We start from the raw sequence: 25804 nt of genomic DNA on the forward strand, positions 1-25804 counted from the left end.
TGGCGCAGCAGAAATCCTAACCCCCCGGAGGATGCAATGAAGGAAGTGAGATCAGGATTTATCAGAACCGTTTATATTGGCCCACCCCTTTTCCACCCTCACGCTGCCGGGGACTTTCTGAACGTCGACCATCCCGGAGGACCCAGCCCCGCATCTACCGATGATTCATCATTAATCAAAAAGAAACCTCTTTGATCGGTTTTATTTAGCGCATAGCAATCGCGCTAAATAGTTGCACTAAGAACAAAAAATTATTTCATCCCGACCGTGCTTCGCCTGGCGCAAAGGCAGGCCATGACGGGGATGGGATGACACGTTTTTATCTCGTGCCGTTAATCAAAACAAAAGGTATAAAAATGTCTCTTATTATGAATCTGAACCTACAGCAGAGAAAACGACTACACCAGATAACCCTGGTTGCGACATTTGGCGGCCTGTTATTCGGTTATGACACCGGCGTTATTAATGGCGCATTTTCCTCTCTGAAACAATATATGGCGTTGACGCCGACCACTGAAGGTCTGGTCATGAGCGTATTGCTGATCGGCGCTGCGCTAGGCAGCGTGTTCGGGGGAAAATTCGCCGATTTCTTTGGCAGAAGAAAATACCTGCTTTTTTTATCCTTTATTTTTTTCATCGGCGCACTGATGTCCGCTCTGGCGCCAGATATCACCGTACTGCTTATTTCACGTTTCATCCTCGGCTATGCCGTCGGCGGCGCTTCGGTCACCGCCCCCACCTTTATATCTGAAGTCGCGCCAACGGAAATGCGCGGAAAACTCACTGGCTTAAATGAAGTCGCGATTGTCATCGGCCAGTTAGCCGCATTTGCCATCAACGCCATTATTGGCATCCTCTGGGGCCATCTGCCCGACGTCTGGCGCTATATGCTGATGGTACAGACCATTCCCGCTATCTGCCTGTTTATCGGCATGCTGCGTTCGCCGGAAAGCCCTCGCTGGCTCGTTAGCAAAAACCGCCATGAAGAAGCGCTGGAAATTTTAAAGCAAATCCGCCCGCTTGAACGCGCAACCAAAGAATTCAACGATATCACCACCTTAATTAAGGCCGAAGCCGATAAAAAGCTCCATTCGCAAAACGCCTTTATCACCATCCTTCAGACGCCATGGATTTTCAAACTCCTGCTGGTAGGGGTGATTTGGGCGGCGCTGCAGCAGACCACCGGGGTCAACGTCATTATGTACTATGGCACTGAGATCCTGAGCAGCGCCGGATTCTCCGAAAGAACCTCCCTCATCTGCAACGTACTCAATGGCGTGTTCTCCGTCGGCGGCATGTTATTTGGCGTTCTGTTCCTGGTCGATCGTTTTAAGCGTAAAACCATCATTATTTATGGTTTCGCGATCATGGCTACCCTGCACCTTATCATTGCCGGCGTAGACTACACCCTGGTCGGCGACATCAAAGCCACGGCCATCTGGCTGCTCGGCGCGATGTTCGTTGGCGTAATGCAGGGGACGATGGGCTTTATCACCTGGGTGGTGCTGGCGGAACTCTTTCCGCTCAAGTTCCGCGGACTGTCGATGGGCATATCGGTATTTTTCATGTGGGTGATGAACGCCATCGTCAGCTATCTGTTCCCATTATTGCAGGCCAAGCTCGGGTTAGGCCCGGTGTTCCTGATTTTTGCCGCGATTAACTACCTGGCGATTATTTTTGTCGTCACGGCGCTACCTGAAACATCAAATAAATCGCTGGAGCAGCTGGAAGAAGAGCTGTCGGCCAATAAATCTTCAGCACGACTCAATGCAGCAACAAAGGAAAGCGGATTATGATCGATAACATTACGCAAGATAATCTTCATCTGTCATGCCGGGCGAAAAATAAAGCGGAAGTGCTGGCGATGATTGGCGCTGACTTTAAGGCCAGGGGTTATGTCAGTGAAGATTGCGTGGCCTTTCTTGCTGAAAGAGAGCGCCAGGTCTCCACCTTTTTAGGTAACGGCATTACGCTGCCGCATCTGCCTAAATCAGCCACAAACATCATAGTTAAAACCGGCGTTGAGATTTATCAGTTCCCTGACGGCGTAATCTGGGACAGAAATAACGTCATGTTCATTGCCATTGGCGTGATTGCTAAAGAGAGTGAGCACATTGATGTGCTAAGAGAAGTCGCGTCAATCTTTAGCGATGAAGTTATCGCCAGAGCGCTGTCATTGATTGCCAATAAAGCGGACTTTTTAAGGATCCTCCAGCAAAACCAATAAGCACGGCGCGCTACCGAAAGTCGTCAGATAAAAGCCTGCTTGTAAGCAGGCTTTTGTTTTTTATGGCGTGAGGTAAAGCGTGTTTATTGCGAGCGATCAGCTGCCTTTATAGGTGGAATAGCCATACTGGCTGAGCAGCAAAGGAATATGTAGCTTTTCATTGGTGCGCGTCACGGTAAAGAGAACCGGGATCTCCGGGAAAAATGAGGCCAGTTTCTGCTTATTGAAGTCATCGCCGGTTTTGAAGGTCACTTTGTAAATCCCCGGCTGCATATCCCCTTCTGCCGGATACAGCGATTTAATTCGGCCATCGTTGTCGGTTACGCCGCTTGCAAGCTCGGTCCATTTATTCGCCTGCTGTTTTTCCAGGGTCACCGTCACGCCCGAGGAAGGCAGCCCGGTTTGCTGATTGAGAATATGTACGCTGAGCGTCCCGGTGGGAGCACTAAACGCTGCGGGGATGAAAGACATAGCAGATAACAGAACCAGACCGGATAATTTTTTCACAATGTTTTCCTGTTGCGGATAATAACAATTAAACGTTAGCAGCTGGGCTGTGAAAATATATTCAATTTTTCGTGATAAACGCGGTTATGGAAACAAGCGCAGAATGCTATTCGTCCCGGGGACGATAGATTTTTCTGAATATAACCTCAACGATCGGGAAAAGAATAAGCCTGCGCTATACTTCCTGTTCCTGCGTTCACAAAAGGACTTCACATGAAGATATGGCCTGTTCTGACTGGCGTTGCTATCGCATTAACCCTTGTCGCCTGTAAATCCCCCACGCCACCCAAAGGTGTCCAGCCCATAAGCGACTTTGACGCGAGTCGGTATCTGGGCAAATGGTATGAAGTTGCCCGCCTTGAAAATCGTTTCGAACGCGGCCTGGAGCAGGTCACCGCGACCTACGGTCAACGCAGCGATGGCGGCATTAGCGTAGTTAACCGTGGTTACGATCCGCAGAAACAAAAATGGAACGAGAGCGAGGGTAAAGCTTATTTCACCGGCGCTCCTGATACTGCGGCGCTGAAAGTCTCCTTTTTTGGCCCGTTTTACGGTGGCTATAACGTGATCGCGCTGGATAGCCAGTATCAATATGCACTGGTCAGCGGCCCCGATCGCGGCTATCTGTGGATCCTGTCGCGCACGCCGACCATCCCTGACTCCGTGAAGCAGGAGTATGTGAGCATTGCGCGGAAGTTGGGCTTCCCGGTCGATAAACTCGTCTGGGTGACCCACAAGTAAAAGGCAGAATCAACATTATCTTCAGCGAACCAACGCGCTGAAGATAATGTTGGCATAAGGCTGGAGGGCGAAAAATAATCAGTGTGATGTCTGCTGGTTAGCATTGGCCGCATCTTCTGCGGTTTTAGCGGGAGCGATACTCTCTTTAATTTCTTTTGTTTTATTCGCCGCATCGTTGGCCAGGTTATTGGCATCAACAATCGCGCTGTCTTTAATTTTGCCAGCTTCCTGCACGATTTGGTCGCTTTTCTGCCGGGCATCCTGCTTGACGGCATCAGCCTGGGCCTGGGCCTGCTGAGCAATTGCTTCCGCTTTTTTATCCGCCTCCGCCTTGATGCTGGAGGCCTGGCTGCTGAGATTGTTGGCCTCGTCCGCCGCCTGTTTTTTTATTGCATCAATGTGTTTATCAGCTTCATCCTTAATGGCGTCGGCTTTATCGGACGCCGCCTCTTTAATTTGTTGGGCGTTATCTTTTGCTTTATCCAGATTAGCATCAACCTTTGAGGAATCATCACAGCCGGCAAGAAATAAGCATACGGCAGAAGCGATTAGCGTTTTACTCCAGAGTTTCATAGTCATTCCTTTATTTATCGATATCAGCGTATCGAGGGATCATCGCAGCTGGGTTACCAGGATAATTCTCATAACAACAATGCCATGAGGTTATTTTGACCCAATCCTGAGCCCTGCATCCCTTTATTTATAATCGCTAAACAGGCAGAGTCAAGTTCCTGCGCCATTCACCCGGCGATGGCTAACGTAAAAAACCCGGGCGGCTGCCCGGGTTGGTCGCTGAAAAAATGCCTTAGGCCGTGACGGCTGATTTTGTCAGCGTCGGACCGGCTAACGCCAGGCGGGCGCCGGCTTCGGTATCGCTATATTGCCTGAAGTTATCCATAAACAACTGCGCCAGGCTTTCGGCCTTCTCCTGCCATTTGTCGGCGGAAGACCAGCCGCTACGCGGGTCAAGCAGCGCGCTATCCACGCCTGGCACGGTTTGCGGAATAGACAGACCGAACACCGGGACCGTCTCCTCGCGCAGCTCGCCGGTAGTGCCGTTTAAGATCGCGCTGATGATATTGCGCGTATCGCGTAGCGAAAGGCGCTTGCCCTCTCCGTTCCAGCCGGTATTCACCAGCCAGGCCTCGGCGCCCGATGCCGCCATTTTCGCAGCCAGAACGCTGGCATACTGCGTCGGGTGCAGCAGCAGGAAGGCCGCGCCATAGCAGGCGGAGAAGGTTGGCGTGGGCTGAGTAATGCCGCGCTCGGTTCCGGCCAGCTTCGAGGTAAAACCCGACAGGAAATGATACTGCATCTGCTCGGTTGTCAGACGGGATACCGGCGGCAGCACGCCAAAAGCATCGGCGGCAAGAAAAATGACCTTCGACGGATGGCCCGCGCGCGATACCGGTTTCACGATGTTGTCAATATGCGACAGCGGATAAGAAACGCGGGTATTTTCAGTCTTACTGCCGTCGGCGTAATCCACGCTGCCATCGGCTCTGACCACCACGTTTTCCAGCAGCGCGTTACGACGAATCGCGCCGTAAATTTCCGGTTCGGCATGCGGGTCAAGATTAATGGTCTTGGCATAGCAGCCGCCTTCGAAGTTAAACACGCCTTCATCGTCCCAGCCGTGCTCGTCATCGCCGATCAGCTGACGCAGCGGGTCGGTGGAAAGCGTGGTTTTGCCGGTGCCTGACAGACCAAAGAAGAGCGCCACGTCTCCCGCTTCGCCGCGGTTAGCTGAACAGTGCATCGAGGCGATCCCCTGCTGCGGGAGCAGATAGTTCATCACCGAGAAGAGACCCTTCTTCATTTCGCCGCCGTACCAGGTGCCGCCGATCAGCTGAATTTTTTCGCTCAGGTTAAAGGCGACAAAGTTCTCGGAATTCAGCCCTTGTTCCTGCCATTTATCGTTGGTGCAGCCCGCGCCGTTGAGGACGACGAAGTCCGGCGTAAATTCAGCCAGCTCTTCCGCGCTCGGCGCAATAAACATGTTTTTGACGAAGTGCGCCTGCCAGGCCACTTCGGTGACGAAGCGGACGCCCAGGCGCGTTGCCGGACTGGCGCCGCACCAGGCATCGACAACATACAATTTTTTGCCGCTCAGCTGTCCGGCAACCAGCGTCTTCAGGTCAGCCCAAATCTCCGTGGATAACGGCTTATTATCGTTGCGGCCAAGGCCGGAATCGGACCACCAGACGGTGTCACGCGTCAGCTCGTCTCTGACGATATATTTGTCGCGCGGAGAGCGTCCGGTAAAGATCCCGGTATCCACGGCAACGGCCCCGGACTCGGTCATGACGCCGCGCGCCGCGCCGGTGAGCTCTGCACTGGTTTCATGCGCAATCAGCAAGTCGTAATCGGGGTTATAAAACAGCTCGCTGCTTTCCTGAATTCCGAGCGCAAGAAGAGCGTCTTTTACTGATTCAATACGTGACATGGCACTCCTGACAAACTATTGGCTGGATAAGATGCTATTCGGTTATTTCAACCCGTTAGTTAAGCAGATGGATTTATTTTAATAAAAAAACCATCGTGCAATTAAATAACCAGGATGAACAGACCAGAGCCGGCGATTTAAAATCGTGCTCGTGTAGGGTTTCGCCTGTACTTTAGAAATATCGTTGGCACGTATACCTCATAAGCTAACTCTGCTAAAAATGTTAACACCTGTAGGTAAGTATGTTAATTGCATAGTTTCTATGCATTATGCTAAAATTGCATAGCATTTATTGCAGGAATGAGGAATGGATCGGTGCTGGCGAATCTTGAAGTAAAATGGCTTTACGATGTGATTGCCCTTGAGGAAGCCAGAAGCTTTACGCTCGCGGCCAAAAGCCGCAATATTTCGCAGTCCTCCTTCAGCCGCCGCATTCAGGCGCTCGAGTCTTCGCTGGGCTTCAGCATCTTCGACCGTTCGGCAAACCCGCTGCAGCTGACCAACCGCGGGAAGATTTTCGTTGGCTACGCACGAAATATGCTCGACGATATGGACTTCCAGATCAGCCGAATTAAAGGGCTGAACAACACCACGCAGAAAATAAGAATCGACGCCGCGCCGTCGCTTTCCGTTTTATTACTGCCAGAAATTATCGCCGGTTATACCGACCGGAAGAATAAAACTTTTCATGTTGAATCGATTAATGTCAACGATGCCGTATTTAATCTTAAAGAAGGCAAAAGTGATTTTATCCTGTCGTTTTATAATGAAGAGCTGATGAACTATCCGTTTATCAATCATAAAATTTTCGACTCAGCGCTGCACCTCGTTTCTCCCTGCGATAAGCACGGCAGACCGCTTTTTAATTTGCATCGCGGGGTGCTGCCGCTGATGAAATACGCCAACGACAGCTATATGGGGCGCCAGGTGAATCAGGTGATCGACCGCAAGCCGGAAATTACCTTCTCGCTGACCTTTGTCTCCTCAATGAGCGAGCTGTTAAAACGTATGATCCTCAACGGCGATGGCGTGGGCTGGCTGCCGCAATACTCTATCAAGCGCGAGCTCGAGGAAGGCCGCCTGACGATAATGGATGAGAGCCTGTCCTTGCCGATCGGCGCCTATATTTATCGCTCCGGTGCGCGGCTCAACCAGTCCGCCGAACGTTTCTGGCAGCATATTAAGGCCATGAGTACCGTCACCGCATAGCTCGCGTGAAGGCGAATAATACGCTATTATCCGCCTCCACTCTCTCTCCGTGCAGCCTGATGTCTACCGTTATCGATACCTTTATCGCCCCGCCGTGCCACGCTGAAATCGATATCCTCTACCAGGATGACCATCTGCTGCTGATCGATAAACCCTCAGGCCTGCTGAGCCTGTCGGGGAAAAATCCTCTGAATCTCGACTCGGTACATTATCGACTGGTACAACAGTTTCCCGGCTGCACGCTGGCGCACCGTCTTGATTTCGGCACCTCCGGGCTGATGGTGATTGCGCGCAACAAGGCCATCAACGCCGCGCTCTGCCAGCAGTTCAGCCAGCGTGCGGTGAGCAAAGTCTACAGCGCGCTGCTGTGCGGGCATCTGGCGGATGATGAAGGAACCGTTGACGCTCCGATAACCAAAGATCCGGCGCTGTTTCCGCTGATGACGATTTGCCCGCGCCACGGCAAACCTGCTCGCTCCGGCTATCGGGTCGTGGAGCGCCTGCGCTATCAAGGTCAAGTGCCGGTAACGCGAGTCCAGCTGACGCCGGAAACCGGCCGCACCCATCAGTTGCGTATTCACTGCCAGCACCTTGGCCATCCTATTCTGGGCTGCGATCTGTACGGCGGCATGGCGCTTCCGGGGACAGAACAGGCACCGCGCCTGATGCTGCACGCCAGCGAACTGCATTTCGTGCATCCGGTTAGCGGAGAGAGGATCGACGCCGTCAGCCCCAGCGCGTTTTAACTCGCTTCGCTCGCCAGCCCGACGCTCCCCTACGCCAATTGACGTCAACGCCTGAATTCGACTCTCTGACCGCGCTGCGACTTTCTTCCCGGTGGCGCTGCTGTATGACCGGGCTACGGGTTCACAGCCGCCTGCGATCGGGTAGCCCGGGCAAGGCGCTTGCGCCGCGGCCCGGGGCAATTGCCAACTATAGCCGCACAACGCCTCTGGCCGCGGCCTCTTCACGCCACGCCAGCAGCGGCTGATAGTCCGCGCGCCGCATATCGCTGTAGCCGCAGATAAACAGCGCTTCGCAAAGCGGCTGATAGCGTTCATCGCTCACCAGCTGCTGCAATGCCTCTCTGAGCAACTCCAGCGTCGCCGCGGGCGTCGTCGCCGACGTAATCAGCGGTAGCCCCGGGGCCAGTGGGCTATGGGCAATCACCGTCAGCCCCGCCAGCGCCTCCGGCTGATGACGCTGCAGCAGCGCCCAGGTCACGCAATCAATGGCGGCAATATCCGCCGTCCCCTGCTGAACTTCACGCAGCGACTGGCGATGGCTGCCGCTAAACGCGACCGTTGAGAAGAAACGCCCATCGCGCGACAGCGGCGCGATCATTTTTAACAGCACGTTATAGCCGGACTGGGAATCCGGCGAATTGCACGCGACCCGACGCCCGTGAAAATCTGCCAGCGACTTCCCTCCGTCCGCTTCACGCGCCACCAGCAGGCTGCGGTAGTTCCGCCCTTCGCATCCGGGCGCCGAATAGTGAAAACAGCCGACCGTTTGCACGTTCGCCAACAGCGTCACCAGCGGATAACCGCAGGTCTGGCTCAACAGCAGCGCCGGATGGCGCCAGTGCGCCAGCAGATCCTCAGGTACCGTATATGACAGCCCATCCTCATCCACCACGCCGCGAGCCGCCAGCAGCTGCCGCACCGCCCGCCAGAGCGCCTGAGTATCCTCGTCATTCACCGCGTACATCGGAAACGCCAGCCTTTCACTCATGCTCTTCATCCGCCTTACCCTGCTGGTTGAACCCGGGATGCGCATTCACCGCCACCGGTCTGGCAAAAAAATGCCGCAGCCATTCACCGTAGCCGCGCACCACAAACCCGGCGTTGCGCCGCTGATACTCCGCCTGATTATGCAGATAGATTTTTCGCAGCCCGTACCACGGTACGCCCGGCAAATCGTGATGCACTGAATGGTAGTTGAGATTGAGGAACAGCACCCGCCAGACCAGCCCCGCCTCGTTAATCACCGAACGGGCCAGCGGATCGTCCGCGGCGCGGTGCTCAAGAAAAGAGCGCACTTTGGTTAACGCCAGCGCAGGATAGCTGACAGCCAGCACGAAATAGAGCGGCGAAAAGTCAAGGTGATGCATCCACGCGAACAGCGCCGCCAGCAGCAGGCCGTGAACCAGCCACATCGCTAGCGTCTTCACCCGCCGAAGACGCAGCGCCGTCAGCGCGCAGCTGAGCGTCTGGGCAATATCCAGCAGCGGCGCTACCAGCAGCCTGCCGATAAACGTATTGCGCAGATGAATAAGACTGCGCTGCCAGGGGGCAAAATGCTGCCAGCTCTGCGGCGTAAAATAGTAGGATTCCGGATCGTCAACCGGCTGCGTCAGCAGATGATGATTATGGTGCGCCAGGTGCGAGTCGCGATACAGACCATAGGGGTACCAGACCGCCAGCGGCAGGGTCCCCAGCAGTTGATTAAACCACGGCCGCGAGGTGGGATGGCCGTGAATGAACTCGTGCTGCAGTGACATATACCAGGCGGTGAACCAGACCAGCAGCAGCGTGGCCGGGAACAGCCCCAGCGCGCGCCACCAGGCCAGCGAGGCAAACCAGCCGCCGTAGATCGCAAAAATCAGTAGCCAGGTCGGCAGTTCGCTGCGCCACAGCCAGCTGCGGGACAACTGCTGAATCCGCTCGCGCTGCTGCGGATGCAAATAGGCCGATCTGCTTTTTGCCATTCCTGAAGCTACCTTTTCGCGTTATCGTTTTGCTCCCCCGAAGATGTGAGATAACGCGTTAAATAACAAAGAAATTAAATCACTAAGCTTTGCCAGAAATCGGCCTTATGCGTCGTTGAGCGTGTGCATATAGCGCCACCCGGCGATGAGGCTTACCCCAGCGCACAGCAGCAGCGATGCGCCCAGCGATTGCCCCCATCCGGCCGCCAGCAGACCGGCGCCAATCAGAAGATAATAAAACAAGCCGAAAATGGCGCCGGCGGTGCCCCGACAGTCGCCATAGGCGCTCAGCGCCGACCCCAGAACCAGCGGGATCGCCATCGCATACGCGAGGGTGACCAGCGCGACCGGCGCCACAAACCACAGTGATTCCCGCAGCACGTACACGGCGGCAGCGCCCGCCAGGTGGAGGATGCAGGCGATCGCGAGCATTTGCCCCAGCGGGACATTCTGACGCAGCAGACGGCGGTTAAGCAGCGCGCCGAACAGCGAACCCGCGGCAAGCGCCACGCCGCTGTAGCCAAAGGCCAGGGCATCGAGATCGAATCTGGCGAACAGAAAGGGAGCCAGACTGTAGTAGCTGAACAGGCTGATGTTAAATGCCGCCACCAGAATTGCCGCCAGAGCGATACGCCTGTCGCCCGCCATCCGCCTCAGCACGTCAAGAAAAGACCCTCCCCTGAGGTTATGCGGGCGCGTTTCCGGCATCAACCACAGGCAGCCCAGCAGGAGCGCGGCGGCAAAAATCGCCAGCGCGCTGAATACACCGCGCATACCCCAGATGGCGGTCAACCCACCGCCGATATAGACCCCGATGGCCGGGCTCACCGCCAGCGCCAGGCCGATAAACGAAAAAATCCCCGCCAGCTGCCGCCCGCTATAGCAGTCCCGCAGAACCGTCTGCGTCACTACTGAGCCGGTTGCCGCGCCAGCGGCCGTGACGATCCGCGCCACCAGCAGCAGCGAAAAATCGCTGGCCCACAGCGCCAGCAGGCACCCCGCCGCGTAGACACCTAACCCCGCCAGCAGGGCCGGGCGCCGACCGTAGCGATCGCTGAATCCGCCCCACAACAGAACGCCGACGGCAAAACCGATAAAGTATACGGAGAGCGTTTGCGCCGCCTGCGCTGCGCTCACGGAAAACCGGGCGCTGATATCGGTCAGCGCCGGGCTATAAATCGTTTCCGCTATTTGCGGAAACATCAATAGCGCAGTAACCAGTACCAGCGCGGCACGTCCCAACATATCTACCTCCTGATAAACAAGAGGCGCTATTGTAGGTAAGCCGTTTATCGAACATTATAAACATAATGACTTTAAATATCGGAAATCAGACATTATGGCCTGGCTTGACGCTGATGCGGCATTCGATCCGGATGCGTTAATAAAAAGCCTGATTGGCGTGCAGTCGGCGCTGGGTAACCATGACTCCGGCAGCCACCAGCATAAGATGGCGCAGATCCTGTTTACCCGTCAGGGATGCGTACGTTTGACGCTCGACGATGGCGCGCTGCTGTGCCTGCTTCCGCCGGGACGCGCCGCCTGGATCCCGGCCGGTATCAGCCATCGCGCGGAGATGAAAAATATTGTCGATTATCGTTCAGTCTGGTTTCAGCCGCAGCGTTACCCTCAATTGCCAACGCAGGCGGCGATACTCAACGTGGTGCCACTGCTGCGCGAACTCTTAGAGCGTATCAGCGCCAGCCCCTGGGATACCGACTGGGAAACCGAGCCGGCGCGGCATCTCGCGGCCCTGTGCCAGGCGGAAATTCGCGCCGCCGCCCAGGAGCCGATGATGCTGGCGCTGCCGCAGGATAAACGGCTGGCGCAGCTTTCCGGCGATGCGCTACCGCCGGCGCTTGGGACGCTCGCAGCCCGCTGCGGTGCCAGCGAAAAAACCATCAGCCGCCTGTTCCGCCGCGATACCGGTATGTCCTACCAGCAGTGGCGTCAGCAGTGGCGATTAATGAAGGCAGTTGAGATGCTGGCTACCGGGCAGCGGATTACCGATACCGCGATGGCGCTTGATTTCGCCAGCGATAGCGCCTTTATCTACTTTTTCCGCACCATGACCGGCATGACGCCGGGACGCTATTTCGCCCCCTGATCCTGGCCGCCCGGCGTGAACGGCGGCAGCTGCAGGAAGGTGCTTTGTAACCCCTCGGACCAGGCTTTGCGAATGGTATTGAAATAGGGATCGTTCTCGGTGATCCGATGCTGCCCGGCGCTGCTCAGGCTACCGCTGCGGTAGAGCAGCGTGTCCAGCGGCAGTCCCACCGAAAGATTGCTGCGCAAGGTAGAGTCGATCGAGATCAGCGCGCAGCACATCGCCTGCTCAAGGGGGGTATCGATGGTCAGGACCCGGTCGATGATCGGTTTGCCGTATTTACTCTCGCCAATCTGGAAATAGGGCGTGTCGCGCGTGGCTTCAATAAAGTTGCCTTCCGGATAGATATGGAACAGCCGGTGCGTTTCCCCGGCGATCTGCCCGCCGAGCAGCAGGTTACAGTTGAAGTTGGTATTGCCGCAGTTTTGCTGATTGCTGGCGTCGCGTTGAATCACCTCCTGCAACGTTTTGCCGATCAGCATCGCCGCGTCGTATAACGAAGTCACCTGCATCAGATTCGGTTCCTGCTGGGTACGAATGCGGGCGCTGAGCAGGCTAATCACGCTCTGAGTCGTGGCCAGGTTACCCGCAGACTGCAGGACCATGACGCGTTCGCCATCCTGATGGAAAACGTGCAGTTTTTTAAACGTTGCAATATGGTCCACTCCCGCGTTGGTGCGGGAGTCTGAGGCAAACACCAGTCCATCTGACAAACACATGGCCACGCAATAGGTCATCGTTTCATTCCTGCGGTTATTGCTGCTGCGCCTGCTGTGAATGCTCGCGCACCTCAGCGTTAGTTAACAAAATTTCTCCGCCGCCGCCGAGGCGGGTACCGCGCACCGGACACGCATCAAGATAGTCCAGCCCGGTCGCCAGCCGCAAATGCTGATTCAGACGGCGGGTATTGTTCGTGATATCAAACGGCTGCCAGCGATCGTTCAGCCATACTTCAGCCCAGGCGTGCATAGCGACATGCTCGGCGTTATCGCTGTAGACATAGCCGCTGACGTAGCGCGCCGGGATCGCCAGCGCCCGGCAGCAGGCGAGAAACACATGGGTGTGATCCTGGCAAACCCCTTTCGATCGCGCGAACGCGTCGGCGGCCGAGTCCTGTACCTGCGTGGCGCCCGGCGAATAGGGCATTCTCAGCAGCAGCTCGGCCATTAACCGGTTCAGGCTCGCTTCCTGAGCCTCCGGCTGATACCAGCGCTGGGCAAATTCGCGGATCGGGCCGTCAGCGCGGGTAAGCGGGGTACAGCGCAAGAAAACCAGCGGCGACAGCAGCTCCTGCGGCTCCGCGCCAATCTCTTCCCCCTCTTCCACGATATCGACGATCCCGCTGGCGCGGATGGTAATCTCTTTATGCGGATTATCCAGCGTCAGCACGTGCAGCACGTTGCCCCACGCGTCGGTGGTGGCGACGGCGGAACCGTCCGGCAGGGTTAATGTCCAGGCGGTGATCTTCTGCCGACCGATGCTGCGCGGCGTCAGGCGCAGGTACTGGGTTGAAAACTTCACTTCTTCATCGTAGCCGTAGCGGGTCAGGTGATCGATTACCAGTTTCATAACGCCTCCAGATAGGTTTGTCTGATGCTGTCGGAAAGCGCGTTAATCCGCGCCAGCAGTGCATTAAGGGTGACCTGCAAATCAGCCTGCGCCAGATCGTCGCGGGTGCTAAAACGCAGGTCGACGTTAAGCTGGTGCGCCAGGCGCAGCGGCAGGTGCGAACGATCGTTGGCAATCTGCTCCAGCTGCCCGACGAGGTCGGAAATGCTCGCTCGCAGCGATCTCGGCACATCGTTGCGCAGGATCAGCAGCTCCATCACCGTTTCGCGGCTGACCGGCTGGCGGTAGATGCTGTTATAGGCCTCGCGTGCGCTGACCGCGTTAAGCAGCGTATCCAGCCGGTAATACTCGCGGACCGGATCGGGATCGCTGTTTAACTGCTGATCCTTAATCAGCAGCAGCTGGGCGGTGGCGGATGCCCGTTCGATCAGCGTCCCGATACCGATAAAGCTCAGGGCGTCGTTACGCAGCAGCGTGCCGAGAATCGCCCCGCGAAACAGATGAACCCGCTCTTTTACCCACTCAAAGAAAGCGTCGTTGCCCAGCTCGCCGATCCCCTGCTGGCGCAGTTTTCGCAGCTCAATACGCGTGGCGTTGATGCTTTCCCACACTTCCGCCGACAGGCTGCCGCGCACCGCGTGGGCGTTGTTCCACGCCATCTCGACGCAGCTAAAAATGCTGTACGGGTTGTTGCCGTCGAGGGCGAAAAAATTAAGCAGGTTGCTCATGGTGAAACGCGCGTGCCGGGCCTGAAACAGCTCGTGGGTCAGCGATAGATTTAGCGGCAAGGCTAAATCCCGCGACTGCTGGCTATGGCGGGGGATCATCGACAGCTTCCAGGTCACGTCCAGCACCCGGGCATAGCTTTCTGCGCGCTCAAGATAGCGCGCCATCCAGAAGAGTTCACTCGCTGTGCGGCTTAACATGATTCGTCCTCCTCCATCACCCAGGTATCCTTGGTGCCGCCGCCCTGCGACGAGTTCACCACCAGCGAGCCTTCGGTTAGCGCCACCCGCGTCAGACCGCCGGGAACCAGGCGGATCTCCTGACCGGAAAGGACAAAGGGCCGGAGATCGATATGGCGCGGCGCCAGCCCCTCTTCTATAAAGGTCGGACAGGTTGACAGCGCCAGGGTGTCCTGGGCGATATAGTTGGCCGGGTTTGCCAGCAGACGCTGACGAAACGCATCGCGCTCCTCTTTGGTCGAGCGCGGGCCGACCAGCATGCCGTAGCCGCCCGCGCCGTGAACCTCTTTCACGACCATCAGCTCAAGATGGCTCAGCACGTAGCTGAGATCTTCCGCTTTACGGCATTGCCAGGTGGGAATATTGCTGAGGATCGGTTGCTCGCCCAGATAGAAACGGATCATCTCCGGCACGAAGGGGTAGATCGATTTATCGTCGGCGACGCCGGTGCCGATGGCATTCGCCAGCACCACGCCTCCGGCGCGGTACACCGACAGCAGCCCCGGCACGCCCAGCATAGAGTCGGCGCGAAAGGCCAGCGGGTCGAGATACGCATCGTCGATCCGCCGGTATATAACGTCCACGCGCCGCGGCCCCTCGGTGGTGCGCATATACACCGCCCCGGTTTTAATAAACAGATCCGCGCTCTCCACCAGCTCAACGCCCATCTGCTGGGCCAGAAAGCTGTGTTCAAAATAGGCGCTGTTAAACCGCCCTGGGGTCATCACCACCACGCACGGGTCGTCCACGGGCGAGCTTTCGCGCAGCGTTTGCAGCAGATAGCTGGGGTAGCGTTCTACCGGCGCAATACGATGCTGTTCGAACATTTCGGGGTAGAGCCGCATCATCATTTTGCGGTTTTCCAGCATGTAGGAGACGCCGGAGGGGGTGCGGAGATTATCCTCCAGCACGTAATACTGGCCGTCGCTGTTGCGCACCATATCAACCCCGGTGATATGGGCATAGGTGTTATTGGGTAAGTTTATCCCCTGCATACAGGGCTGATACTGTTCATTCGCCAGCACCTGTTCGGCCGGGATCAGTCCCGCGCGCAGGATATTTTGATCGTGGTAAATATCGTAAAGAAAGGCGTTGAGCGCCTTCACCCGCTGGCGGATGCCGCGGTCGATTCGCTGCCACTCGCCGGCGGGGATAATGCGCGGCACGCTGTCGAAAGGGATCAGACGTTCGGTCCCCTCGTCTTCGCCGTAGACGTTAAAAGTGATGCCGATGCGGTGAAAGAGCAGCTCCGCCTGCTCTTTTTTCTGCCGGATAGAGAATTGATCGGTACTGCGAAACCATTGCCACCAGGCGTTATAGTGCTGACGCTGCTCTCCCTGTGCGGTAAGCATCTCATCATAATAATGCCCGTCAGGAAGCGTTATTTTTATCATGGCCGTCTCCTCCGGTTGTACTCACTTTGAGGTCATCCCCGGGAGAGATAAGCATTAATTATGCCAGGTAGCACAGCGCAGCGGCATAGCGTAACGCCGCGCTTATCTGAATAAAAAATAACCCGTTATTTTGCTTGTTCAGGCTCTGCCGTCAGCCAGAATCGCACCAAATTGGGGCGTTCGCTTCCGCGTTAACGGGCGGGTCGATAGCCCGCATCCGTCGCCAGATAACGGCTCGCGAAGAGGCCGCACGCGACCTGAACGTCTGCCACGGTTAGTCGTTAACGCGCCTCAGCTCCAGCCACTCCACCACCAGACCCGGCTTGATAACGTCAAACCCCACGCGGTATTTCCCCGGCTGTAGCGCAACCCGACACAGCTTCTGCACCATTTCCCGGCCGAGCGTGCCGTGGGTGTGTATCGTTGCCACGAACTGGTCATTGAGCAGCAGATTGCCGGCGGTTTGCGCCAGTGGCGCGCCGTCGGCGTACACGCTGACCAGCACATCGTAGACTGCCGCCTGTTCAACGCTCAGCACCAGGTCCTCGTCATAGCGCAGACGCGACTGCTCGGCGATTTTAATTGCCCCCTCGCAGCCGGCGGCGCAGGCCGGTTCTGCCGCCAGGTGAATCACATTCGCCCGGGGCGCCTCTCCACGCTTAAAGGCCTGAGTCTGCAGCATAAAATCGAGGATGTTTATCGCGCAGCGCTGAAGCTCCCCGAGCGTGAGTTCCCCTTTTGCCAGCGCCGCCAGGGTGTTATCACCGGCAGCGTTAACCTCCGCGCCGTTATTATTGACCACCATATAGAGATCGTTCTGCGCGCGGATCATCGCCGCGGTGTTGCGGGTGCTCGCCGCGCCGCCATCGATGGGATCGTTCATCGTTGCCCACCAGTCGGTCATGACGATCCCGCGAAAGCCCCACTCTTCGCGCAGTATGGTGGTGGTGAGATCGTAGCTGGAGGCCGCCTGGTAACCGTTGACCGGGTTGTAGGCGGTCATCACCGCGCTGGCGCCGGCGGATTTCACCGCGTACTCAAAGCCTTTCAGGTAGATTTCACGCAGCGCGCGCTCCGACACTACCGAGTCCGCTGTGGCTCTGGCAAACTCCTGATTATTACAGGCAAAGTGCTTAAGCGTCGCCACGCCGCCGCCGCTGCGAATGCCGCGCACCACCGCCGCCGCCATCATCCCGGTGATAAGCGGATCTTCGGAAAAATATTCAAAATTGCGCCCGTTGAGCGGATGGCGCTGGATGTTCATCCCCGGCCCCAGCAGCAGGTCGATACCGTTGCGCAGCAGCTCCTTGCCCTCCATCACGTATAAACGCTCCACGAGTATCGGGTCCCAGCTGGAGGCCAGCAGCGTACCGCTGGGCAGCAGAGTGGCCTTTGCGCCGTTATCCATGCGAATACCGGAAGGCCCGTCGGCGGCACACGCCAGCGGAATGCCTTTTTCCAGCAGGCTGTCCGCCACTCCGCCAAAGGCCGACGCGACGCCGGGGGTGACTTTGTAGCTGCACATGCCCTCCCCGCGCACCAGACAGGCCAGCTCCTCCACCGACAGCTGAGCAACAAAAGCGTTCATCGTCGCGCGCCCTTCCGCAACGTCGCTGAGGGTAAGCCCCTGGTTGCCGGTGAGAGTGATGCTCTCTGGCAGGCGCTCCTCAATACGCGAGCGCAGGTTAATCTTCCGTCGCGGCACTTCTTCCCATTCGATCTGGTAGCGCCCATCGCCGCCATCGCCAGCGGGCCTAATGCGCACGAAAGGTACCGTTGGCGCCAGCACCTGCTGATGGCGGGAGAGGATCCGCAGAGTCTTCTGCGTGTACCCCGCCTCTCCGTCTACCGGCAAAGGTTGCAGATCGCGCACGCTGTTACCGATCAATAAACGATACAGTCCGGGTTCCATCACGTAGCAATGGGGATGCCCGGTAGCCCCGCTATCGTCGAGGGAGGCAAAACGCTCCAGCGGGATCGATAACGTTAAGGTTTCACTTTCACCCGGCTGCAGCAGGCGGGTTTTGGCGAAGGCCACCAGCGCCCTGGCCGGTTTCCCGAGCGCGCCCTGCGGCGCCTGAAGGTAAATCTGGACGACTTCTTTGCCCGCAAAACGCGCGCCGTCGTTGGTTACGGTGACGGTCGTCTGGATCTGGTCGTCAAAGGCTTCCGCTCGCGCCGATTGCAGGGTGAAGCGGGTATAGGAGAGACCAAACCCAAAAGGAAACTGCAGACGCTGGGGACAAAAGGTTTCAAAGTAGCGATAGCCGACGTAGATATCCTCCTGATAGAGGTTTTGCGCTTCCGCTCCCCAGCAGGGCGATGCCGGATGGTCATCCAGCGATTTGACGATGCTGCCCACCAGCTTGCCGGATGGCGTTACCTCACCATAGAGAAGCGAAGCAGCCGCCTGCGCCCCGTCGGCGCCGCCGTGCCACACGTACAGCAGCGCGCGAATGCGAGTACGCAGCAGCGGATCGTCGGCCCATGCGAGATCGATAAGCCCGGCGGTATTCAGCACGACCGCCACATCGTCAAACTCGCGGCAGACCTGATGTAGCAGCATCATTTCATCGGCCGTGAGCCGGTATCCGCCTTCAACATCCGCGTTATCCTGATCTTCACCAGCGGTACGGCCAAGGACAATCACCGCCTGGGTCGAGACGGCGCGGGCCTGACGAATCTGCTCATCGCTCAGCGGCATCTCCTGCTGATACCAGGGCTCAGCCGCCCAGCCTCCGCCGCCGTTGTCAAAAGGATGCTGTTGCGTCCAGCTCTCGTAAAGCGCGGCCAGCTGCTCATTGAGCTTCCCCCCGCTGCGCGCGCGCATTGCCTGCAACAAGGTGGTTCGGCTCACCACGTTTACCGCCCCGCCCGAGCCGGTACCGCTACGATAGTAGTCAATTTGCGTACGGCCAAATAACGAAACCGGCTGCTGAGCGTCAAGCGGCAGCATGCCGCGATCGTTTCTCAGCAGCACCGCGCCCTCGGCAGCGGCGGCGGCGGCAAATTCGGCAAACCCTTCCAGCGGGGTCCCCGCTTTACTGTCATACATGGTGTTGTCCTGTTAACTCGAGCCTCCGCAGGAGGCGTAATGGCATCATGACCAGAGCCCGCGCAATGCGGGCTCTGCTTTGATCAGAAGAAATATTTGAAGCGAAGACGGCCGCCGTAGCGGGAGTCTTCATGTTTGTCGCCATCCGTTGGTTTCGCTTCAATCCACGAGGCGTAAGCGCCAAGGTAGATATTGAAGTTCTTCATATCCATGACATTGGGGAACAGGTACGACGCGTGAATGGTGTGGATATCGTAGTCACCCACGTTGGAGATCCAGCAGCCATCGTCGCAAGTAGAGACATAATTAGCCGAGTTGAACTTGTCGATTTTGTTGTGGGCGTAGATATAACCCAGTTCAAAACGATGCCAGAGGGAGTTAATAGCTGCGGTGAAATCCTTCTCATCGGAGGCATCCATATAGGCCACGTTCAGGTTAGTGGTGACCCCATCTTCCGGATCGGTTTTTTGTCCATTCCATGACATCGTCAAGCCATAGCCGGTGCGGTCCGACTGGTCGATCCAACTGCCGCGATTGTCGTAATAACCGTAAGCATTCTTCACGACGTTCTTTTCCATCGCGACGGCGGTAGAGAAGCGACCGCTATTCCACGCAATCACCGGACGTAAATAGGCAACGTTTTTCTCATTTTCCAGGTTATTGCCGTGATAGCTGGAGTCCCGGAACAGCGTGCTGCCATTTTCCACCAGATTATTAAGTTCGAAATACCAGTTATCTATCGTTTTACTGAGCAGGAAGTTGCCACCGCTGCTGCTACGGCCGCGGCCCTCTTTCATCATGTAAATATAGCCGTAGCCATCGCTATAAAGGTCGTTAGCCGTGTTGCCGGAGTATTCGACAAACGTATCCTGATTCAGCGGGAACATATCGTAGGCTTCGAAACGACCAACTTTGACCTTCCAGTCATCTTCCCGGCCAAAGAAGAATACCGCATCATCAAGGTTCATCTTACCGGTCATATCGGCCAGCGGCTGGGCGGAGAAACCGGCGAAATTGCCGTTATCCATTTTGCGCATACCATCGAAGCCCAGCAGAATACGGCCGTTAATATCCCAACGTTCTTTAGTACCCGGCGCCCAGTTTTTATTCGAAGAGGTTTTTACCGACGTCAGGCTACCGCTACCGCTGGCACCGTCCATATTGAATTCCACATCGCCATAAAACTTCAGGTCGCCGTAGCCAGAGAGCGTAAGCTTCGTGGGAGTCGCGCCGGGAGCGACCGGCTCAGCGGCATCGACTTTGACCGCCGACGCGGTTTTTGCTGCCGCTGTTTGCTGTTGTTTAAGCGTTTGTATCTGCGCTTCCGCGTCCGCGGCGCGCTGTTCAGCGTTAATTAATCTTTGCTCCAGTTGCGCAAGGCGCTGGTCAATATCTGCAGAGGTATTATTTTTTGCTGCTATCACATTAGAGGACATAATGGCGCCAATAGCCAATGCCATATATTTTATTTTCATTTGAACATCCCTAAATTAATTATTTTTTATTTCATTCAGGATACACCCGTGGCTATGTGAAGATTAACTCACAACGCCACAAATGTTATTCTATTATTTTCAGGACTCGGCAAAAGTTCCTTTTTTTAAATCATCAACGATGCCGTTCATTCTATTTTCAGTTAAGCCATAGAATTTAATAGAGACTGCGGTAAGAACATAAAAAACAGAAGGTACCAGCGTGAATAACAGCACCACCCCCTGTACGGCGGAAGCCGGCTGTACCGTGGTGTTAGCGGCGTAATGGTAATAGGCTAATATCCAGCCAAGGATCGCCCCACCGACGGCGACGCCCAGTTTTATCACAAAGATATTGGCCGCAACGTTCATACCGGTAATACGCCGCTGGGTTTTCCATTCGCCGTAGTTGTTCACATCGGTAATCATCGACCACTGCAGCGCGCCGTTACCGCCCTGAATAATGGAGATCAGAATATGGACCCCAAGCACCAGAAGCCAATATTGCACCGGTACAATAAAGCACACGACCCCCAGCGCAGCGGTCAACAGGTTAATCCAGAAAGAGAGTCTGACTTTACAAAAACGCGTACCGAACGGTTTTGCCAGCACCGAGCCCAGCATGGAGGCAAACATCCCACCAAGCATGAATACCGTAATCACGTCGGCGCCTTTGTGCAGCACGCTATTAACATAATAAACGACGGCGCCGCCGCGAATCACCACGGCAACCAGCATCATAAAGTTGTAAACGGAGAGAATACGCCACTGATCGTTGCGGAAAAGAATTTTCACATCGCGGGCAATATTCAGATTTTCTTCTTTAATCGGCTGAACGCGCTCTTTAGTGGTGGCGAAACAGGTGATAAACATCAGGCAGCCGATCACGCCAAATATTGCCATCGACACCTGAATACCGGTCGCACGGTCGCCCGGATAGAGAAAGTCAGCCAACGGTAGAATAAACGCGGTACCGAGCGCCCCGCCGATCGGCGTGATGGCAAAACGCCAGGATTGCAGAGAGAGGCTTTCACGCGGATCGGAAGTCAGTGCCGCGCCCAGCGAGCAGTAAGGAATATTAATGGCGGTGTACATCAACGTCATAAATATATATGCCGCAACCGCATAAACCACTTTCCCCGAGTCGGAGAAAGACGGTATGGAGTAAACCAGCACGCAGCTCACCGCAAAGGGGACGCATATCGCCAGCAGCCACGGACGAAAGCGCCCCCAGCGGGTTGAGGTGGCATCCGCAATCGCCCCCATAATCGGATCGGTAATCGCATCCAGCAGACGAACCAGCAAAAACATCGTCCCCATCACGGCGGGCGGTAGACCATAAATATCGGTATAGAAGTAGGCTAAGATGGCAACGGAGGAGTCAAATACAATATGGCTCGCTGCGTCCCCCAGGCTGTAACCTACTTTTTCTCTGACAGAAATTTTGTCGCCAGCAGACATACATCACTCCTTTACGAAAAAATGAAACCGGTTTCTGTAAAGTCTGCATTTTTTACTTTTCCCTCCTACAGATGCCATTATGTTTTTTTATTAATTATTTATGTTTTTTTATTTATGTGATCCTGTCAGCCTTCAATGGTATTAGAACCCGGTTTTTTGTTTGGCAGATCACATGTTTTAATACTTCGCTAACTTTTTTCAGGCGACAGGGATGAGCCGATAAAAATGCCATATAGGAATACCATGCCGCTTGTCTATTTATTTTTCTTATTCACGGATTATGTTTTTTATCAATTACCAGATATTCAGCGCCCCCCGAAGTACCATACAAGACAGCACTGTTTTAATCGCCAATATTTTGTCGGCGCGGAACAGAGCGATGCCCGGTAAATACTCTGTTTTCACTTAAAATGTTACCTCGGACACGCGCAGCGGCGGATATTCGTCTAAGGTTTTCTGATGGCCGAATGCAGTGGCACATAGTCTGCAATGATAAGGAGAACAATTTATGACGAGTCCGGTTTCCCGTCGCCCCGCAACCCTTCGTCTGGCGCTCGGGGGCGCATTTGTCGCTCTGGCGACGCTGACGGCTCAGGCTGAAGAGACCCGCCCTATCCCGCAATCGCCCGATATCCTGCTCGGACCGCTGTTTAACGACGTGCAAAGCGCCAAACTTTTCTCTGACCAGAAAACGTTCGCTGACGCCATCCCTAACGGCGATCCGCTGATGATCCTTGCCGATTATCGTATGCAGAAAAATCAGACCAGCTTTGATTTGCGGCACTTTGTCGAGCTTAACTTTACCCTGCCTCAGGAAAACGACCAGTACGTTCCGCCAAAAGGGCAAACCCTGCGCCAGCATATCAATGGACTCTGGCCAGTGCTGACCCGCAGTACCGTTGAAGTAGAAAAATGGGATTCGCTGCTGCCGCTGCCAAAACCTTACGTGGTGCCCGGCGGACGCTTTCGCGAAGTCTATTACTGGGATAGCTACTTCACCATGCTTGGCCTGGCTGAGAGCAGTCACTGGGATAAAATCGAAGATATGGTGACCAACTTTGCCGCCGAGATCGACGCCTGGGGTCATATTCCCAACGGCAACCGCACCTACTATCTGAGCCGTTCGCAGCCGCCATTCTTCCCGTTTATGGTTGAACTGCTGGCCACCCATGATGGCGACGAGGCACTCAAGAAATGGCTGCCGCAGATGGAGAAAGAGTACCAGTACTGGATGGATGGCGCTGAGGCGCTTCAGCCCGGCAGCGCCAGCAAGCGCGTGGTGCGCATGGCCGACGGCGCGCTGCTCAACCGCTACTGGGATGATAACGACACGCCGCGCCCGGAATCCTGGCTGGACGATGTGACCACCGCCAAAAATAACCCCAATCGTCCGGCGACTGAAATCTACCGCGATCTGCGCTCTGCCGCGGCATCCGGCTGGGACTTTAGCTCACGCTGGATGGATAACCCGCAGCAGCTCGGCACTATCCGTACCACCTCTATTGTTCCGGTCGATTTGAACTCGCTGATGTTCCATATGGAAAAAGCCATCGCTCGCGCCAGCAAAGCGGCGGGAGACTCGACCAAAGCCGCAAAGTATGACGCGTTAGCCAATGCCCGCCAGAAAGCGCTGGAAAACTACCTGTGGAATGATAAAGAGGGCTGGTATGCCGATTACGATCTTAAAAGTCATAAGGTGCGCAATCAGCTGACCGCCGCGGCGCTGTTCCCGCTGTACGTTAACGCCGCCTCCAGCGAACGCGCGGCGAAAGTCGCCGCCGCCACCGAAACGCGGCTACTTAAGCCCGGCGGCCTGACCACCACCACGGTGAATAGCGGCCAGCAGTGGGACGCCCCCAACGGCTGGGCGCCGCTGCAGTGGGTCGCGGCGGAGGGTTTGCAAAAATATGGCCAGCAAAAAATCGCGATGGAGGTAAGCTGGCGTTTCCTGAGCAACGTCCAGCACACTTACGACAGCAAACAGAAGCTGGTGGAAAAATATGATGTCAGTTCGACGGGAACCGGCGGCGGAGGCGGCGAGTATCCGCTACAGGACGGCTTTGGCTGGACCAACGGCGTCACGCTGAAGATGCTGGACCTCGTGTGCCCGAAAGAGAAGCCGTGCGATTCCGTGCCTACCGCGCGCCCGGCGGCGAATGACGATATCGGCTCGGCGCAGCCTGCTGCGGTTGAGGAGAAAAAAGCCGCGCAGTGAACCTTCGCGCGGCGGGACTCCGCCGCGCGTCTTTCTCACTTTACTGTCCCTGAATCGGCTGGGCTGATGACCCCCGGCAAGCTAAGCCAGTGGGAGCGCCCGTTACATGGCGTCCAGCGCTTTCTGCAGCTTCCAGATATAGCGCGGGGCCTGCGGTGCCGGATGTTTCTTCACCACGTGCTCAAAGAAATCATCGGCGTCCATATCGTTAATCTCCTCAATCGCATCCTGGCGATTAGACGAGAAGGTGCGCAGCAGCGCGCCCGCGCCGTTGGCGTAGGAAACCACCACCGCATAGCGCATTACCTGCGGATCTTTAATCCCCGCCAGCGGACCGTTCTCGAGAATGCTAAGGTAGGCCGCCCCCATAGAAATATTACGCTCGGGATTTTTCAGTTCGCTCACCGAAGGATCGCCGCTCCAGCCCATCCGCCGGTAAACATCGCGCCCGGACGTTGAGGGTTTCAGCTGCATCAGGCCAACCGCGCCGGATTTGCTGACCACCGTCGGGTTGCCGCCGGATTCAATGGCGATAATGGCGGTAATCAGCTGGGGATCAACGCCCCACGCCGCGCCGGCTTTTTCGCTGATTGGCATCCACTGCATCGCCCGCTTAACCGGGACTTCCGGATTCCACGGCGGGTTACGATAATCGTGTTTTGAACTACAACCGGCCAACAATACAAATAAAAAAACACACCATCTCAATTTCACACATCTATCCTTATTGGCTGAAGTTTGCCGCACGGAGATGACAATAAACGCTCCAGGCGGCATGATAACCCTTTCATTCTTAGCAAGGAATTGTCATGTCTCAGTTTTATCTCATCGCCCCCTCCGGCTATTGCATCAACCAGGAAGCGGCGAATCGCGGCGTGCAACGTCTGCAGGAGGCCGGGCATCAGGTGGCGCACCAGGAAGTCATTCCCCGCCGGGCACTGCGCTTTGCCGGGACTGAGAACCAACGCCTTGCCGATATTAACCAGCTCGCCGCCCTCGACGGCAAAAACCGTATCGTGCTGGCGGTACGCGGCGGCTACGGCGCGACTCGCCTGCTGCCGCAAATTGACTGGCAGGGGCTCATTGCCCGTCAGCAGCAGGATCCGCTGCTCATTTGCGGCCACAGCGATTTCACCGCCATCCAGATGGGCCTGCTGGCAAAGGGTAGCATAATCACTTTTAGCGGGCCGATGCTGGCGGGAAACTTTGGCGCCGAAGCGCTTAATGAATTTACCGAACACCATTTCTGGCAGGCCCTGCGCAACCCGGCGTTTACGCTTGAATGGCACGGCGAGGGGCCCGACTGTCGCGCCAGCGGCACGCTATGGGGCGGCAACCTGGCGATGCTGACCTCGCTTATCGGTACCCCGTGGATGCCGAAGATTAGCGACGGGGTTCTGGTTGTGGAGGATATTAACGAGCATCCCTTCCGCGTTGAGCGTATGCTCTTGCAACTGCTTAATAGCGGTATTCTGGCGCGCCAGCGGGCGATTATCCTCGGCAGCTTTACCGGCGCTGTCGCCAACGACTACGATGCCGGATACGATCTGCCGATGGTATACGACTACCTTCGCCAGCAGCTTAACATTCCGGTCATCAGCGGCCTGGATTTTGGCCACGAGCAGCGCACGGTCACCCTACCGCTTGGCGCCAGAGCATTGCTGGTCAACAACGCCTCTGCCACGACGTTGAGCATCAGCGGCCACCCGGTACTGACAGAATAAAA

22 protein-coding genes are annotated in these 25804 nt (G+C 56.2%); 8 read left to right on the forward strand and 14 right to left on the reverse strand.

What is annotated here, in order from left to right; translation table 11 throughout:
* Positions 1-356 precede the first annotated feature (356 nt).
* Together HMPREF3178_RS27090 and HMPREF3178_RS27095 are read left to right on the forward strand one after the other, a co-directional pair.
* Positions 357-1796 (forward strand): sugar porter family MFS transporter, encoded by a 1440-nt coding sequence (locus HMPREF3178_RS27090; RefSeq protein ID WP_004113687.1) that lies wholly within the window; start codon positions 357-359, stop codon positions 1794-1796.
* A complete protein-coding gene (locus HMPREF3178_RS27095) occupies positions 1793-2227 on the forward strand; it encodes a PTS sugar transporter subunit IIA (protein ID WP_004103186.1) in 435 nt (144 codons plus the stop codon). Before HMPREF3178_RS27090 ends, HMPREF3178_RS27095 begins: the two co-directional genes overlap by 4 nt.
* 96 nt (positions 2228-2323) lie before the next feature.
* Here the strand turns inward: HMPREF3178_RS27095 and uraH are convergent, their stop codons facing one another.
* A complete protein-coding gene (uraH, locus tag HMPREF3178_RS27100; protein WP_029779342.1) occupies positions 2324-2698 on the reverse strand; it encodes a hydroxyisourate hydrolase in 375 nt (124 codons plus the stop codon).
* Positions 2699-2947: 249 nt separating this feature from the next.
* Here uraH and HMPREF3178_RS27105 point away from each other — a divergent pair, with 249 nt between their 5' ends.
* Positions 2948-3475 carry a lipocalin family protein gene (locus HMPREF3178_RS27105; RefSeq protein WP_004103190.1) on the forward strand — a complete coding sequence of 176 codons (528 nt, stop codon included), beginning with the start codon at positions 2948-2950 and terminating at the stop codon, positions 3473-3475.
* A 78-nt stretch (positions 3476-3553) separates the two neighbouring features.
* Here HMPREF3178_RS27105 and HMPREF3178_RS27110 read toward each other — a convergent pair whose 3' ends face one another.
* Entirely contained in the window at positions 3554-4048 is a 495-nt protein-coding gene (locus tag HMPREF3178_RS27110; RefSeq protein WP_004103192.1) for a hypothetical protein, read from the reverse strand.
* Positions 4049-4280: 232 nt separating this feature from the next.
* Positions 4281-5921 carry a phosphoenolpyruvate carboxykinase (ATP) gene (gene pckA, locus HMPREF3178_RS27115; protein WP_004103194.1) on the reverse strand — a complete coding sequence of 547 codons (1641 nt, stop codon included), beginning with the start codon at positions 5919-5921 and terminating at the stop codon, positions 4281-4283.
* A gap of 315 nt (positions 5922-6236) precedes the next feature.
* On the opposite strand from pckA, the gene HMPREF3178_RS27120 reads away from it, so the two are divergent.
* A complete protein-coding gene (locus HMPREF3178_RS27120) occupies positions 6237-7130 on the forward strand; it encodes a LysR substrate-binding domain-containing protein (RefSeq protein WP_004103196.1) in 894 nt (297 codons plus the stop codon).
* Positions 7131-7189: 59 nt separating this feature from the next.
* On the forward strand, positions 7190-7876 hold the full coding sequence (locus HMPREF3178_RS27125; RefSeq protein ID WP_017145663.1) for an RluA family pseudouridine synthase: 687 nt from the start codon (positions 7190-7192) through the stop codon (positions 7874-7876).
* Between the two features lie 187 nt (positions 7877-8063).
* Here HMPREF3178_RS27125 and HMPREF3178_RS27130 read toward each other — a convergent pair whose 3' ends face one another.
* The 3 genes from HMPREF3178_RS27130 to HMPREF3178_RS27140 form a co-directional block, all read right to left on the reverse strand.
* Positions 8064-8864 (reverse strand): phosphate/phosphite/phosphonate ABC transporter substrate-binding protein, encoded by an 801-nt coding sequence (locus tag HMPREF3178_RS27130; protein ID WP_017145662.1) that lies wholly within the window; start codon positions 8862-8864, stop codon positions 8064-8066.
* Complete coding sequence (locus HMPREF3178_RS27135; protein WP_017145661.1) at positions 8857-9840, reverse strand: fatty acid desaturase; 984 nt, start codon at positions 9838-9840, stop codon at positions 8857-8859. The genes HMPREF3178_RS27130 and HMPREF3178_RS27135 overlap by 8 nt, the downstream gene beginning before the upstream one ends.
* A 105-nt stretch (positions 9841-9945) precedes the next feature.
* A complete protein-coding gene (locus HMPREF3178_RS27140) occupies positions 9946-11085 on the reverse strand; it encodes a multidrug effflux MFS transporter (RefSeq protein ID WP_017145660.1) in 1140 nt (379 codons plus the stop codon).
* A gap of 94 nt (positions 11086-11179) precedes the next feature.
* On the opposite strand from HMPREF3178_RS27140, the gene HMPREF3178_RS27145 reads away from it, so the two are divergent.
* The gene (locus HMPREF3178_RS27145; protein ID WP_004103208.1) at positions 11180-11947 is read left to right on the forward strand and encodes an AraC family transcriptional regulator; all 768 of its coding nucleotides are present in this window, start codon (positions 11180-11182) and stop codon (positions 11945-11947) included.
* Here the strand turns inward: HMPREF3178_RS27145 and HMPREF3178_RS27150 are convergent.
* From HMPREF3178_RS27150 to HMPREF3178_RS27180, 7 genes are all read right to left on the reverse strand, one after another.
* Positions 11932-12684 carry a proteasome-type protease gene (locus tag HMPREF3178_RS27150; protein ID WP_004103211.1) on the reverse strand — a complete coding sequence of 251 codons (753 nt, stop codon included), beginning with the start codon at positions 12682-12684 and terminating at the stop codon, positions 11932-11934. The two genes, HMPREF3178_RS27145 and HMPREF3178_RS27150, sit on opposite strands and share 16 nt — an antisense overlap.
* Positions 12685-12700: 16 nt before the next feature.
* The gene (locus HMPREF3178_RS27155; protein WP_017145659.1) at positions 12701-13516 is read right to left on the reverse strand and encodes a transglutaminase family protein; all 816 of its coding nucleotides are present in this window, start codon (positions 13514-13516) and stop codon (positions 12701-12703) included.
* Positions 13513-14442 (reverse strand): alpha-E domain-containing protein, encoded by a 930-nt coding sequence (locus HMPREF3178_RS27160; protein WP_004103215.1) that lies wholly within the window; start codon positions 14440-14442, stop codon positions 13513-13515. The genes HMPREF3178_RS27155 and HMPREF3178_RS27160 overlap by 4 nt, the downstream gene beginning before the upstream one ends.
* Entirely contained in the window at positions 14436-15875 is a 1440-nt protein-coding gene (locus HMPREF3178_RS27165) for a circularly permuted type 2 ATP-grasp protein (protein WP_004113694.1), read from the reverse strand. The genes HMPREF3178_RS27160 and HMPREF3178_RS27165 overlap by 7 nt, the downstream gene beginning before the upstream one ends.
* 274 nt (positions 15876-16149) lie before the next feature.
* Positions 16150-18930: a beta-glucosidase gene (locus HMPREF3178_RS27170; protein ID WP_017145658.1), complete on the reverse strand. Its 2781-nt coding sequence runs from the start codon at positions 18928-18930 to the stop codon at positions 16150-16152.
* An 83-nt stretch (positions 18931-19013) separates the two neighbouring features.
* On the reverse strand, positions 19014-20405 hold the full coding sequence (locus HMPREF3178_RS27175; protein WP_004113698.1) for a carbohydrate porin: 1392 nt from the start codon (positions 20403-20405) through the stop codon (positions 19014-19016).
* Between the two features lie 99 nt (positions 20406-20504).
* A complete protein-coding gene (locus HMPREF3178_RS27180; protein WP_017145657.1) occupies positions 20505-21863 on the reverse strand; it encodes a glycoside-pentoside-hexuronide (GPH):cation symporter in 1359 nt (452 codons plus the stop codon).
* A 508-nt stretch (positions 21864-22371) separates the two neighbouring features.
* On the opposite strand from HMPREF3178_RS27180, the gene HMPREF3178_RS27185 reads away from it, so the two are divergent.
* Positions 22372-24078, forward strand: coding sequence for an alpha,alpha-trehalase (locus HMPREF3178_RS27185; protein WP_004113700.1), 1707 nt, complete (start codon positions 22372-22374; stop codon positions 24076-24078).
* Positions 24079-24180: 102 nt separating this feature from the next.
* On the opposite strand, the gene emtA is transcribed toward HMPREF3178_RS27185, so the two are convergent.
* Positions 24181-24792 carry a membrane-bound lytic murein transglycosylase EmtA gene (emtA, locus tag HMPREF3178_RS27190; protein ID WP_016808276.1) on the reverse strand — a complete coding sequence of 204 codons (612 nt, stop codon included), beginning with the start codon at positions 24790-24792 and terminating at the stop codon, positions 24181-24183.
* 95 nt (positions 24793-24887) lie between these two features.
* On the opposite strand from emtA, the gene ldcA reads away from it, so the two are divergent.
* Complete coding sequence (gene ldcA, locus HMPREF3178_RS27195) at positions 24888-25802, forward strand: muramoyltetrapeptide carboxypeptidase (RefSeq protein WP_004103238.1); 915 nt, start codon at positions 24888-24890, stop codon at positions 25800-25802.
* Positions 25803-25804: the final 2 nt, after the last annotated feature.

Source organism: Klebsiella sp. HMSC09D12 (genome assembly GCF_001808475.1).
Taxonomy (GTDB): Bacteria; Pseudomonadota; Gammaproteobacteria; order Enterobacterales; family Enterobacteriaceae; genus Klebsiella; species Klebsiella oxytoca.